The 12,442-nt window shown below is 73.3% G+C and carries 17 protein-coding genes; 14 read left to right on the top strand and 3 right to left on the bottom strand.

Features of this window, described 5'->3' with window-relative positions:
• The 6 genes from ACTHMS_RS11265 to ACTHMS_RS11240 form a co-directional block, all read left to right on the top strand.
• A partial coding sequence (locus ACTHMS_RS11265) for a prepilin peptidase (protein ID WP_440306752.1) occupies window positions 1–537 on the top strand: 537 nt, incomplete at its 5' end.
• A 124-nt stretch (window positions 538–661) separates the two neighbouring features.
• The gene (gene aroC / locus ACTHMS_RS11260; protein ID WP_440306755.1) at window positions 662–1,855 is read left to right on the top strand and encodes a chorismate synthase; all 1,194 of its coding nucleotides are present in this window, start codon (window positions 662–664) and stop codon (window positions 1,853–1,855) included.
• Window positions 1,852–2,373 (top strand): shikimate kinase, encoded by a 522-nt coding sequence (locus ACTHMS_RS11255; RefSeq protein ID WP_440306751.1) that lies wholly within the window; start codon window positions 1,852–1,854, stop codon window positions 2,371–2,373. Before aroC ends, ACTHMS_RS11255 begins: the two co-directional genes overlap by 4 nt.
• On the top strand, window positions 2,373–3,452 hold the full coding sequence (gene aroB, locus ACTHMS_RS11250; RefSeq protein ID WP_440306750.1) for a 3-dehydroquinate synthase: 1,080 nt from the start codon (window positions 2,373–2,375) through the stop codon (window positions 3,450–3,452). Before ACTHMS_RS11255 ends, aroB begins: the two co-directional genes overlap by 1 nt.
• Window positions 3,449–3,895, top strand: a complete 447-nt coding sequence (gene aroQ, locus ACTHMS_RS11245) for a type II 3-dehydroquinate dehydratase (protein WP_440306749.1) — start codon at window positions 3,449–3,451, stop codon at window positions 3,893–3,895. Before aroB ends, aroQ begins: the two co-directional genes overlap by 4 nt.
• Window positions 3,896–3,897: 2 nt before the next feature.
• Entirely contained in the window at window positions 3,898–4,827 is a 930-nt protein-coding gene (locus ACTHMS_RS11240; protein ID WP_440306754.1) for a sulfite exporter TauE/SafE family protein, read from the top strand.
• On the opposite strand, the gene ACTHMS_RS11235 is transcribed toward ACTHMS_RS11240, so the two are convergent.
• Window positions 4,812–5,408: a LysE family transporter gene (locus ACTHMS_RS11235; protein WP_440306748.1), complete on the bottom strand. Its 597-nt coding sequence runs from the start codon at window positions 5,406–5,408 to the stop codon at window positions 4,812–4,814. The genes ACTHMS_RS11240 and ACTHMS_RS11235 overlap by 16 nt on opposite strands.
• A 146-nt stretch (window positions 5,409–5,554) precedes the next feature.
• Between ACTHMS_RS11235 and ACTHMS_RS11230 the strand changes: the two genes are divergently transcribed.
• A complete protein-coding gene (locus tag ACTHMS_RS11230) occupies window positions 5,555–6,022 on the top strand; it encodes a hotdog fold domain-containing protein (protein WP_440306747.1) in 468 nt (155 codons plus the stop codon).
• Between the two features lie 12 nt (window positions 6,023–6,034).
• Here the strand turns inward: ACTHMS_RS11230 and ACTHMS_RS11225 are convergent, their stop codons facing one another.
• Entirely contained in the window at window positions 6,035–6,841 is an 807-nt protein-coding gene (locus tag ACTHMS_RS11225; RefSeq protein WP_440306746.1) for a crotonase/enoyl-CoA hydratase family protein, read from the bottom strand.
• A 51-nt stretch (window positions 6,842–6,892) separates the two neighbouring features.
• Between ACTHMS_RS11225 and rpiA the strand changes: the two genes are divergently transcribed.
• From rpiA to nusB, 3 genes are read left to right on the top strand one after another with little or no spacing between them, the layout of a single operon-like run.
• A complete protein-coding gene (gene rpiA / locus ACTHMS_RS11220) occupies window positions 6,893–7,570 on the top strand; it encodes a ribose-5-phosphate isomerase RpiA (RefSeq protein ID WP_440306745.1) in 678 nt (225 codons plus the stop codon).
• A gap of 4 nt (window positions 7,571–7,574) precedes the next feature.
• Window positions 7,575–8,138 (top strand): elongation factor P, encoded by a 564-nt coding sequence (gene efp, locus ACTHMS_RS11215; RefSeq protein WP_440306744.1) that lies wholly within the window; start codon window positions 7,575–7,577, stop codon window positions 8,136–8,138.
• Between the two features lie 17 nt (window positions 8,139–8,155).
• Complete coding sequence (gene nusB, locus ACTHMS_RS11210) at window positions 8,156–8,560, top strand: transcription antitermination factor NusB (RefSeq protein ID WP_440306743.1); 405 nt, start codon at window positions 8,156–8,158, stop codon at window positions 8,558–8,560.
• A gap of 124 nt (window positions 8,561–8,684) precedes the next feature.
• On the opposite strand, the gene ACTHMS_RS11205 is transcribed toward nusB, so the two are convergent.
• A complete protein-coding gene (locus ACTHMS_RS11205) occupies window positions 8,685–9,200 on the bottom strand; it encodes a helix-turn-helix domain-containing protein (RefSeq protein WP_440306753.1) in 516 nt (171 codons plus the stop codon).
• Window positions 9,201–9,404: 204 nt separating this feature from the next.
• On the opposite strand from ACTHMS_RS11205, the gene pyrR reads away from it, so the two are divergent.
• The 4 genes from pyrR to ACTHMS_RS11185 all read left to right on the top strand — a co-directional run.
• Window positions 9,405–10,001 (top strand): bifunctional pyr operon transcriptional regulator/uracil phosphoribosyltransferase PyrR, encoded by a 597-nt coding sequence (pyrR, locus tag ACTHMS_RS11200; protein WP_440306742.1) that lies wholly within the window; start codon window positions 9,405–9,407, stop codon window positions 9,999–10,001.
• The gene (locus ACTHMS_RS11195) at window positions 9,998–10,939 is read left to right on the top strand and encodes an aspartate carbamoyltransferase catalytic subunit (protein WP_440306741.1); all 942 of its coding nucleotides are present in this window, start codon (window positions 9,998–10,000) and stop codon (window positions 10,937–10,939) included. The genes pyrR and ACTHMS_RS11195 overlap by 4 nt, the downstream gene beginning before the upstream one ends.
• On the top strand, window positions 10,936–12,234 hold the full coding sequence (locus ACTHMS_RS11190) for a dihydroorotase (protein WP_440306740.1): 1,299 nt from the start codon (window positions 10,936–10,938) through the stop codon (window positions 12,232–12,234). Before ACTHMS_RS11195 ends, ACTHMS_RS11190 begins: the two co-directional genes overlap by 4 nt.
• A partial coding sequence (locus tag ACTHMS_RS11185) for a PH-like domain-containing protein (RefSeq protein ID WP_440306739.1) occupies window positions 12,231–12,442 on the top strand: 212 nt, incomplete at its 3' end. The genes ACTHMS_RS11190 and ACTHMS_RS11185, both read left to right, overlap by 4 nt.

Raw genomic sequence — 12,442 nt, 5'->3', positions numbered from 1 at the left:
GCGGCCGCGGGCGTCGGCGCCCTGCTCGGCGCCCTCGCGGGGGCCGCCGCCGGGCTCACCGCCCTGCTGCCCGCGCTGCTCTGGCTGGCGGTGCTGGCGACACCGCTCGCGCTCGTCGACTTCGAGGTGCACCGGCTGCCGAACCGGCTGGTCTTCACCGCCGACCTCGGAGCGCCGGCACTCGGGGCGCTCGCCGCCGCCGTGCGGGACGACTGGCCGCTGTACCTCCGTGCGGTCGAGGGGGCGGCGGCTGTGTTCGCGGTGCTGTTCGCCCTCGCCTACGCGTCCCCGAAGGCATTCGGCTACGGCGACGTCAAGCTCGGCGGACTGCTCGGCGGCTACCTCGGCTGGTTCGGCTGGCTGCACGTCTACTACGGCATCTTCGGCGGCTTCCTCATCGGCGCGGTCGTCGGCGTCGCGCTCATCATCGGCCGCCGGGCGGGCCTGAAGACGCAGGTGCCGTTCGGCCCGTCGATGATCCTCGGCGCCCTGCTCGTGCTCGCCTTCGACCTCGCGCCGTCGCTCACCGGCACCTGACCCGCTGCCGAGTGGTGGGTGACGGCGCGAGTGGTGGGTACAACCCACCACTCGGCCGACAACCCCCCACTCGGCGGGCTGAGCCGAAGACCCGTCGCGCGGTTCTGCGAGAATCGGTGCCGTGTTGCGCTGGATCACCGCGGGGGAGTCGCACGGCCCCGCCCTCGTCGCCGTGCTCGACGGCCTGCCCGCCGGTGTCGCCGTCACGACGGCCGACCTGCGGCGCGACCTCGCCCGCCGCCGGCTCGGGCACGGCCGCGGCGCCCGCATGAAGTTCGAGCAGGACGAGGTCGAGCTCACCGGCGGCGTGCGGCACGGCCGCACCATGGGCGGCCCGATCGCGATCCGGGTCGGCAACACCGAGTGGCCGAAGTGGACGACGGTCATGTCGGCCGACCCCGTCGACGAGGCGGAGCTGGCCGAGCTCGCCCGCAACGCGCCGCTCACCCGCCCGCGCCCCGGGCACGCCGACCTCGCCGGGATGCAGAAGTACGACCTCGACGACGCCCGCCCCGTGCTCGAACGCGCCAGTGCCCGCGAGACCGCGGCCCGCGTCGCGCTCGGCGCCGTCGCCAAGGCCTTCCTCAAGCAGTCGCTCGGCGTCGAGATCGTCAGTCACGTCGTGTCCATCGGCTCGGTGCAGGCGCCGAAGGGCGTCGTGCCCGGCCCCGACGACCTCGACAAGGTTGACGCGTCCGAGGTGCGGTGCTTCGACGCGACGGCGAGTGGCGCGATGATCGACGAGATCGACGAGACCCGGAAGGCGGGCGACACCCTCGGCGGCGTCGTCGAGGTGCTCGCCTACGGTCTGCCGCCCGGCCTCGGCAGCCACACCCAGGGCGACAAGCGGCTCGACGCGAAGCTCGCCGCGGCCCTCATGGGCATCCAGGCGATCAAGGGTGTCGAGGTCGGCGACGGCTTCGAGTTGGCCCGCATCCGTGGCTCGCTCGCCCAGGACGAGATCGTGAACACCGACGGCGTGCTGCGGCGGGTCAGCGGCAAGTCCGGCGGCACCGAGGGCGGCATGACGACCGGCGAGGCACTGCGCGTCCGCGCCGCCATGAAGCCGATCTCGACCATCCCGCGCGCGCTGCGCACTGTCGACGTCGCCACCGGCGAGGAGGCCGTCGCGATCAACCAGCGCTCCGACGTCTGCGCCGTGCCGGCCGCCGGCGTGGTGGCCGAGGCGATGGTGGCGCTCGTGCTGGCCGAGGCGGCGCTGGAGAAGTTCGGCGGCGACTCGCTGCACGAGACCACGCGCAACGCCGCCGCCTACCTCGCCCGCCTCGGCGAGCGGGGCCTGAGCGCGCCCTCATGACCCCGCGCGCCGTGCTCGTGGGCCTGCCGGGCGCCGGCAAGAGCACCACCGGCCGGCGGCTGGCGAAGATCCTCGGCACGTCCTTCGCCGACAGCGACGACCTCGTCGAGCAGGCCGCCGGACGCAGCGTGCCCGACATCTTCGCGGCCGACGGCGAACCCGCCTTCCGGGCGGCCGAGGCCGCGGCGATCAGCACCGCCCTCGCCGACTTCGACGGCGTGCTCGCCCTCGGCGGTGGCGCGCTCACGTCCGACTCGACCCGTGCGGCCCTCCGCGACAGCGGCGTCCCGGTCGTGCTGCTGCGCGCACGGGTCACCACACTGCTGCACCGCGTGGGCAGCGGCGCGTCGCGTCCCCTGCTCGCCGGCGACCCCGAGTCCCGGTTGCGCGCGCTGGCCGACGAGCGTGCGCCGCTCTACGCCGAGGTCGCCACCGTCACCGTCGACAGCGACGGCCGCACCCCCGGCCAGGTCGCCGCCACCATCGCAGCCAGGCTGCACGAGTCAGGAGTCGTCTGATGGACGAGCCCACCCGCATCGAGGTCGGCGGGCCGCAGCCGTACCCGGTGCTCGTCGGACGCGGCCTGCTCGGCGAGCTCGCCGAGCTGCTCGCCGGCGCCACGCGCGTCGCGATCATCCATCCGCCGACCCTGCGCACGACCGCCGAGGCGGTGCGCGAGGACCTCAACGCGCAGGGCTTCGAGGCGCACGCCGTCGAGGTGCCCGACGGCGAGGACGCGAAGACCCTGCCGGTGGCCGGCTTCTGCTGGGACGTGCTTGGCCAGATCGGCTTCACCCGCTCGGACGCGATCGTGGGCCTCGGCGGCGGCGCTACCACCGACCTCGCCGGGTGGGTGGCCGCGGCCTGGCTGCGCGGCGTGCGCGTCGTGCACGTCGCCACCACGCTCGCCGGCATGGTCGACGCCGCGGTCGGCGGCAAGACCGGCATCAACACCGACCGCGGCAAGAACCTGGTCGGGGCGTTCCACCCACCGGCCGGCGTCCTCTGCGACCTCGCCACCCTCGAGACGCTGCCGCCGAACGACTACGTCGCCGGGCTCGCCGAGGTCGTCAAGTGCGGCTTCATCGCCGACCCCGAGATCCTCGATCTCATCGAGGGCGACCCCGCGGCCGCAGCGACGCCCGGCAACCCGGTCGAGCGCGAGCTGATCGAACGGTCGGTGCGGGTCAAGGCACGCGTCGTCGGCGAGGACCTCACCGAGCAGGGCCTGCGTGAGATCCTCAACTACGGCCACACGCTCGGCCACGCCATCGAGCGCAGCGAGCGGTACAAGTGGCGGCACGGGGCGGCAGTGTCGATCGGGCTCGTGTACGCCGCCGCGCTGGGTCGGCTGCTCGGCCGCCTCGACGACGCCACCGCCGACCGGCACCGGACGATCCTCGAGTCGCTCGGCCTGCCCACGACCTACCGCCCGGGCGTGTTCCCGCACTTGTTGGACACCATGCGCATCGACAAGAAGGCCCGCGGCAACCGCATCCGCTTCATCGTGCTCGACGGGCTCGCCCGGCCCGTCAGCGTCGACGAGCCCGATCCGGCCCTGCTGGCCGCCGCCTACGACGAGGTGACCCCGTCATGACCCGTGTGCTCGTGATCAACGGCCCGAACCTCGGCCGGCTCGGCACCCGCGAGCCCGAGATCTACGGCGCCACCACCCATGCCGAACTCGAGGCGCTCTGCGTGCGGGGCGGCGCCGAGCTCGGCCTCGAGGTCGAGGTGCGGCAGAGCGACGCCGAGGCGGACGTGCTGCACTGGCTGCACGAGGCCGCCGATGCCTCGACCCCTGTCGTGTTGAACGCCGCCGCGCTCACCCACACGTCCGTCGCGCTCGGCGACGCCTGCGCGATGCTCACCGCGCCGCTGATCGAGGTGCACATCAGCAACGTGCACAAGCGCGAGCCGTTCCGCCACCACAGCTACGTGTCGGCCCACGCCACCGGCGTCATCGTCGGGCTGGGCGTCGAGGGCTACGTGCTCGCGCTGTCGTGGATCGCATCGAACGGGCAGCGGGCCGACCGGTGACCATCGACTGGGGGATCGCCGCCGCCGCCCTCGGCGTCGGCATCGTCGTCGGCCTCACCGGCATGGGCGGCGGAGCGTTGATGACGCCGGTGCTCGTGCTGTTCTTCGGCATCACGCCGCTCGCGGCAGTGTCGAGCGACCTCGCCGCGGCCGCGGTCATGAAGCCGGTCGGGTCGTTCGTGCACTTCCGCAACGGCACCGTGCGCCTCGACCTGGTGAAGTGGCTCTGTCTCGGCTCGGTCCCCGCGGCCTTCTGCGGCGTGCTCATCGCACGGTCGCTCGGACACGGGAAGGGCGTGCAGGACGCCGTCCAGACGGCCCTCGGCGTCGCGCTCGTCATCGCCGCCGCGGGGCTGTTCGTGCGCTCGTACCTGCGACTCGCCGAGCGGGCGGCCCACCGCGACGGGCGTCGCGCCCCCGATCCGACCGGCCCGCCGGTGATCACCGTGCGACCCATCCCGACGCTCATCGTCGGCGTGGTCGGCGGCGTGGTGGTCGGCATGACCTCGGTCGGCAGCGGGTCGCTCATCATCATCGCGCTGATGGCGCTGTACCCGACGCTGCGCGCGAGCGAGCTCGTCGGCACCGACCTCGTGCAGGCCGTGCCGCTCGTGGCGTCGGCCGCCATCGGCCACGCGATCTTCGGCGACCTGCAGCTGCCGCTGGCGGGCTCCCTGCTCATCGGGTCGATCCCGGGCGCGTACCTCGGCGCCCATCTGTCGGCGCGGCTGCCCGGCGCGCTCATCCGCCGGGCGCTGGCGTTCGTGCTGCTCGCGTCGGCGCTGAAGCTGTTCAGCGTGAGCACGCCGGTGACCGGTGTCGTGCTGGGCGCGGTGATCGTGCTCGCCGGACCGGTCTGGATGCTGCTGCGCCGCGCCCACGGCTTCCCCGCCCTGCCGCAGCGCGACCCCGAACCTCAGCCCGCCGCCTGAACCAGCGCCCGCGCCGCGGCGAGCAGCATCACCGCTGCGCTCGTCACGGCCAGCGCGGTGCGTCCACCGGGCGTCGTGAGCCGGTGCGCCAGTGCCGCGCCGCCGCCGACCAGCACCAGTTGCCAGGCCGCGGACGCGACGAGCACCCCGACGACGAAGAGCACACCGCCGACGCGGGTGCCGAGCACGAGCGCCGCGAAGTACGCGAGCGTCGCGGGGTTGACGGCGGTGAGGGCCAGCAGCGCGAGGTAGGCCTGGGGCGGCGTCCACCGGCGCGCGCGGGCGGCCCCGGCGCGGCGGTGGGCGTGCACGAGCGTGGCGCCGGCGAGGGCGAGCAGCACGAGCGCCGAGACGATGCCGAGCGGACGCGCCACCGGGTGCACCGCCCGCGCGGCCGACGCCCCACCGACGACGGCGAGCGTCGCGTAGAGGGCGTCGGTCGACGACACGCCGAGTGCCGCGGCCGCGGCCGCCCGGGCACCCGCCGTCGCCGGCAGCCCCATGAGCAGCGCGCCGATCGGGCCGAGCGGCAGCGCGACGCCGAGCCCGGCCAACAGCCCGGCGCCGAGGTCGGCGATCACGCCGGTGCCGCAGCGTCCGCCCTCCGCGTCGGGCGCTGCTGCCGGCCCGGGCGCACGGCCGGGCGGGCACTGGCAGCGGTGTGACGGATCGGCATGCGTCCACGATCGGGCACCGGCGCAACCGTGAATCGCTCTACGCTGCGCCGGTGAACGTCCTCGACCTGTACGAGCGCAGCGCCCGGGTGCCGGTGGTCGGCCGCCGCGCGTTCTCGCTCGCCGCGGCGCTCAAGGCGCCGTACTTCCTCACCATCGCGCCGGCGGTCGAGGAGCTGCGACCGAACTACGCCCGGGTGCGGGTGCGCAAGTGGTGGGGCGTGCAGAACCACCTCGGCACCGTGCACGTCATCGCCGTGGCCAACGGCCTCGAGCTGGCGATGGGCGTGCTGGCCGAGGCGACGGTGCCGCCGCACCTGCGCTGGATCCCCAAGGGCATGGAGCTCGACTACGTCGGCATGGCCTCCTCAACGCTGATCGCCGAGGCCGAGACCGACCCGGCCGACTGGGCCGAGCCGGGCGAGGTGCCCGTGCGCGTCCGCGCCACCCGCGCCGACGGCACCGTGGTCGTCCAGGGCGTCATCCGGCTGCACACCTCGCTGCGCCCGGCCAGGGCCTGACGCCGGGGCCGCTCAGCCGAGCTTGCGCGACACCCACTGCGGGCGCTGCTTGGCCAGCCCGGCCTTGCGCGCGATCTTGTGGTTCTCGCCGAGCATGAGGCGTCCCTGCAGCACCGTCTCGGTCCAGAAGGCCCACCGCGGCGAGCGGGTCCAGGTCTCGTGGAACAGCCGCTTGGTGTAGGCGACGGCGTCGGGGGAGCGCTCGATGAGCTGGCCGGCCAGCGCCTCGGCCTCCTTGAGCGGCTCGTCCGACACGGCCGTGACCAGGTGGTACCCCAGCGCGGCCTCGGCGTCGAAGCGCTCGGCGGTCATGGCCAGCCGCTTCACCTGGTCCATCGGCATGAGTTCGCGCAGCGTCACCGAGCCGGTCATGTCCGGGATGAGGCCCCACTTGGCCTCCATGATCGAGTACTCGCACTCGCGGGCGCTGATCCGGAAGTCGGCCGCGAGGGCGAGCTGCAGGCCGCCGCCGTAGCAGTAGCCGTGCGGCACCGCGATCACCGGCACCGGCAGCGCGCGCCAGGCCCAGCAGGCCTCCTGGAACAGGTTGGTCTCGCGGCCGGGCAGCTTGGCGAACGCCTTCGCCCGGTCGACCCCCGACACCTTGCCGAACTCGGCGAAGTCGAGGCCCGCGCAGAACGCCTTGCCCGCGCCCTGCAGGATCACCACCCGCACGTCACGGTCGTCCTCGATCCGCTTCGCCGCGGCCACGAGCGCGTGGAACATCGGGAAGTCCAGGCCGTTGAGCTTGTCCGGCCGGTTGAGGGTGACGTAGGCGATCTGGTCACGGACATCGACGAGAACGCGGTCGCTGCTCATGGCCGAAGGCTACTGCGCGCACCCCGCCGGGCGGCTGCGAGGATGACGCGCGTGACAGCCGCTCCCGATCCCCGCGAGGCCGCGAAGCAGGCGGTCGGACGCCGCGCCGCGGAGCTCGTCCGTGACGGCATGCGCGTCGGCCTCGGCACCGGCTCGACCGCCCACTGGGTGATCGTCGCCCTGGCCGAGCGCGGCCTGCGCGTTACCTGCACCGCGACGTCCGACCGCTCGGCGCGGCTCGCGCGCGAGCACGGCCTGACGGTCGTGACCCCGGACGAACTCGGCGCGCTCGACATCGCGATCGACGGCGCCGACGAGGTCGACCCGGCGTTCAACCTCACCAAGGGCGGCGGGGGAGCGCACGTGCGCGAGCGCATCGTCGCCGAGCTGGCGGCGCGATTCGTCGTCGTCGTCGACGAGTCGAAGCTGGTCGACCGGCTCGGCGCGTTCGGCACGCCGCTCGAGGTGCTCGACTTCGCCCCGCGGGCGGTCGTCTCGCGGGTCGAGGCGCTGGGGGCGGCGTCCGTCACGGTGCGCGAGACCCGCAGCGACAACGGCAACCTGCTCATGGACGCGCACTTCGGGGCCATCGCGCACGCCGACGCGCTGGCCCGCGACCTCGACGCCGTGCCCGGCATCGTCGGCCACGGCATCTTCCTCGGCCGCACGGTGGCTGATGTCCTGGTGGCAGCGCCGGACGGCGCGGTGCGGGCGTTAAGTAGGCTGTGAGCTCGTGGCAACCACCAACGATCTGAAGAACGGCCTCGTCCTGAACCTCGACGGGCAGCTGTGGTCCGTCGTCGAGTTCCAGCACGTCAAGCCCGGCAAGGGCGGTGCCTTCGTGCGCACCACGCTCAAGAACGTGCTGTCGGGCAAGGTCGTCGACAAGACCTTCAACGCCGGCACCAAGGTCGAGACGGCCACGGTCGACAAGCGCGGCATGACCTTCCTCTACAAGGAGGGTGACGAGTTCGTCTTCATGGACGCCGAGACCTACGACCAGCTGCAGGTGCCCGCCGGCACCGTCGGCGACGCGGCGAACTACCTGCTCGACAACATGGAGGTCGTGGTCGCGGTGCACGAGGGGCAGGCGCTGTACCTCGAGCTGCCGACCTCGGTCGAGCTCGTGATCAGCCACACCGACCCCGGCCTGCAGGGCGACCGTTCGACCGGCGGCACGAAGCCCGCCACCCTCGAGACCGGCGCCGAGATCCAGGTGCCGCTGTTCGTCAGCACGGGCGAGAAGGTCAAGGTCGACACCCGCGACGGGCGCTACCTGGGCCGCGTCAGCAGCTGATGACGGACGCTCGCTAGATGGCCGCCCGGACGAAGGCGCGGAAGCGGGCGGTCGACGTCCTCTACGAGAGCGACCTGCGCGGCGTCGCCGCCGTCGACACGCTCAAGGACCGGCTCGCCCTCGCCGACCCGCCGGTCAGCGACTACACGGTCGACCTTGTCGAGGGCGTCGCCGGCGCCCAGACGCGCATCGACGAGATCCTCACCCGCTACGCCGAGGGCTGGACGCTCGACCGCATGCCCGGCGTCGACCGCGCCATCCTGCGCCTCGGCGTCTACGAGCTGCTGTGGCGCGACGACGTGCCGTCGGCCGTCGCGATCGACGAGGCGGTCGAGCTGGCCAAGTCGCTGTCGACCGACGAGTCGCCCCGGTTCGTCAACGGCGTGCTCGCCCGTGTGCTACGCGACAGGCCAGCTGTTTGACGAGGTGACAGAGAACGCGATGAGCGCTTCGCGAAGAGCTCGCCGGGCCGCGGCGCGGCACGCGCGCAGCGACGGGCCCGAGCCTGCGAGCGGCCCACGAGCGAGCACGCATCCGGCGAATAGCTCAGGGCTCGCCGTCCAGGATCACCGACTCCGGGGCGAGCACCTGCAGGCGCACGAGCCGCTCGGTGATCGCCGGGACGGTGGTGTCGTGCATGAGCGCCAGCGTCTCGAGGTCGCCGTTGCGCACCGACAGGGTGGGCGCGTCCGTCGGCATGTTGCGGCGCCGCTGCACCCAGCGGGCGAAGCGCTGCAGCATCTCGACCGACGGGTCGTGCAGCGAGTGCAGCCGGTCGAGGTTGAGGACGACCCGGTTCAGCGGCGTCTTGTGCTCGCCGCCGTCGCTGCGCCCGTCGCCGGGCAGCAGGTCGGTGACCGGGATGCCGTAGAAGTCGGCCAGTTCGGCCAGTCGCTGGACGGAGATGGCGCGGTCGCCGCGCTCGTAGGACCCGACGACGACGGCCTTCCACCGCCCGCCGGACTTCCGCTCGACGCCGTGCAGCGACAGATGCTGCTGCATCCTGACGGTGCGGAGTCGTTGGCCGAGCGCTTTGGCGAAGACGCTCGCGTCCGGAAACATGTCGTCGTTCACGCCCGCGCTCACAGTTCCCCCCGATGCTGTGTGCTTGTGACCGTAACGGTTCCCATGGTCGAGCGCAAAAGGAACGCGACCGTTCACAGACGCGCGGGGCGGGACGGTCGGCGGTGGCCGGCGGCGCTGGTAGGGTCGGAGCCCGGAAGCACCCTTTAACGGACCGTCCGGCGAGGCGGGCAAGGGGAGATCATGACCGGTTCTGCACGCGTGCCCGCGGACGCCCCGAGTGAGGCGTCGGCTGTGGGCGCATCCCTCGGCACCACGGTCCTCACGGCCGCCGACGTCGGCCGCATCCTCGACCGGATGGCCCACCAGATCATCGAGCAGACCGCGAAGTTCGACTTCGACGTCGTGCTGCTCGGCATCCCGACCCGCGGTGTGCCGCTGGCCCGCCGGCTGGCCGACCGCGTCGCCCGGTTCGGCGACGTCACCCTGCCGGTCGGCTCGCTCGACATCACCCTCTACCGCGACGACCTCCGGCTGCGCGGCATCCGGCCGCTCGGCGAGACCGTCGAACCGCCGGGCGGCATCAGCGGCAAGGTCGTGGTGCTCGTCGACGACGTGCTCTGCTCCGGCCGGTCGGCACGCGCCGCGCTCGACGCCCTCACCGAACTCGGCCGCCCCCGCATCGTCCAGCTCGCGGCGCTCGTCGACCGCGGGCACCGCGAGCTGCCGATCCGCGCCGACTACGTCGGGAAGAACCTGCCGACCGCGCCGTCGGCGAACGTGCGGGTGCTGCTCGACGAGACCGACGGCGCCGACGAGGTCAAGGTGGTGGAGTCATGAGGAACCTGCTGTCGGCCGCCGACCTCGACCGCGACGAGGCCACCGCGATCCTCGACACCGCCGCGCGCATGCACGGCATCCAGACTCGCGAGGTCAAGAAGCTGCCGCCGCTGCGCGGCCGCACCATCGTCAACCTGTTCTTCGAGGACTCGACGCGCACGCGCTCGTCGTTCGAGATCGCCGGCAAGTGGCTCTCGGCCGACGTGATCAACGTCAGCGCCAAGGGTTCGAGCGTCAGCAAGGGCGAGTCGTTGCGGGACACGGCGCTCACCGTCGCGGCCATGGGCGTCGACGCGCTGGTGGTGCGGCACCACGCGTCCGGCGCCGTGCAGCGGCTGGCGTCGTGGGTCGACTGCGTCGTCGTGAACGCCGGCGACGGCACGCACGAGCACCCCACCCAGGCGCTGCTGGACGCGTACACGCTGCGCTCGCGGCTCGGCTCGCTCGACGAACGGCATGTCTTGATCGTCGGCGACATCACGCACAGCCGGGTGGCGCGCTCGAACGTGCTGCTGCTGACGACGCTCGGCGCGCGCGTCACGCTCGTGGCGCCGCCGACGCTGCTGCCCTCGGGTGTCGGCACCTGGCCGTGCAACGTCGGCTGGGACCTGGACGAGGCCCTGTCCGGCAAGGCGTTCGGTGACGTCGACGCGGTGATGATGCTGCGCGTGCAGCGCGAGCGCATGAACGGCGGCTACTTCCCGAACGAGCGCGAGTACGCCATCGGGTACGGGCTCTCGCCGGCGCGGCTCGACCTGCTGCCCGAGCACGCGCCGGTGCTGCACCCCGGGCCGATGAACCGCGGGCTCGAGATCAGCTCGCTCGCCGCCGACGGCCCGCACTCGGTCGTGCTCGACCAGGTGCAGGCGGGTGTCTCGGTGCGCATGGCGGTGCTGTTCCGACTGCTGGCCGGCGCGGGCGAGGAGGTGTCCGTATGAGCATCGTGATCAGGGGCGCGAAGGTGCTCGGTGGCGCCGCGGCCGACGTGCTCGTCGCCGACGGCGTGATCGCCGAGGTCGGTTCGGGGCTGACGGCCGACCGGGTGATCGACGCCGACGGGCTGGTGCTGCTGCCCGGGTTCGTCGACCTGCACACCCACCTGCGCGAGCCCGGACGCGAGGACACCGAGACGATCGCCACCGGCTCGGCCGCGGCGGCCCTCGGCGGCTTCACCGCGGTGCACGCCATGGCCAACACCGACCCGGTGGCCGACAACGCCGAGATCGTCGAGCAGGTGTGGCGGCTCGGCCGCGAGGCCGGCCTGGTCGACGTGCGGCCGGTCGGTGCCGTGTCGCGCCGCCTGGCCGGCGAGCATCTCGCCGACCTCGCGACGATGGCCCGTTCGGCAGCGTCGGTCCGGGTCTTCAGCGACGACGGCAAGTGCGTGCACGACGCCCGCCTCATGCGCCGCGCGCTCGAGTACGTGAAGCCGTTCGACGGGGTCGTCGCCCAGCACGCGCAGGACCCCCGCCTCGCCGACGGCGCCGCGTGCTGCCACGAGGGGGAGGTGTCCGGACGGCTCGGGCTGCTCGGCTGGCCCGCCGTGGCCGAGGAGTCGGTGATCGCCCGCGACGTCATGCTCGCGGCCCACACCCGCTCGCGGCTGCACGTGTGCCACGTGTCATCGGCCGGTTCGGTCGACGTGCTGCGCTGGGCCAAGACTCGCGGTGTCGACGTCACCGCCGAGGTGACGCCGCACCACCTGCTGCTCACCTGCGACCTGCTCACGGGCTACGACCCGGTGTACAAGGTCAACCCGCCGCTGCGCACGGACGAGGACGTGCAGGCCCTGCGCGAGGGGCTGGCCGACGGCACGATCGACGCCGTGGCCACCGACCACGCGCCGCACGCCACGCACGACAAGGACCACGCCTTCGGCGAGGCCGCGTTCGGCATGCTCGGGCTCGAGACGGCGCTCGGGGTGGTCGCCGAGGCGATGGTCGCGACCGGCCTGCTCGACTGGGCCGGTGTCGCCGACCGCATGTCGGTGCGGCCGGCCCGCATCGGCCGGGTCGCCGGGCAGGGCGGCTCGATCGCGGTCGGTGAGCCGGCCAACCTGACGCTGGTCGACCCGGCCGCTGCGGTGGTCGTCGAGCCGGCGCGGCTGGCGTCGCTGTCGCGCAATACGCCCTTCGCCGGACGCACCCTGCCGGCCGCCGTCGTCGCCACGTTCTTCCGGGGCGAGCCGACGGTGCTCCACGGTGCCCTGGCGACGGCAGAGGCCAAGGCATGACGCGGTTCCTGCTCGTCCTGCTCTGCGTCGTCCTCTTGTTGCTCGGCCTCTACGGCATGCTCGTCGGCTGGCGCAACCGGGCGAAGCGGCAGGCCGGCCTGCCGTCGCTGCCGCCCGTGCCGGCCGAGCTCGACGCTGCTCAACAAACGTTGAGTGGCCTGTACGTCGGCACCACCATCGCCTCGAGCTGGCAGGACCGTGTCGTGCA

It is taken from the genome of Jatrophihabitans sp. (assembly GCF_051960575.1).
Lineage (GTDB): Bacteria > Actinomycetota > Actinomycetes > Mycobacteriales > Jatrophihabitantaceae > JBQCEE01.
This window is presented reverse-complemented; position numbering and strand designations above follow the sequence as displayed.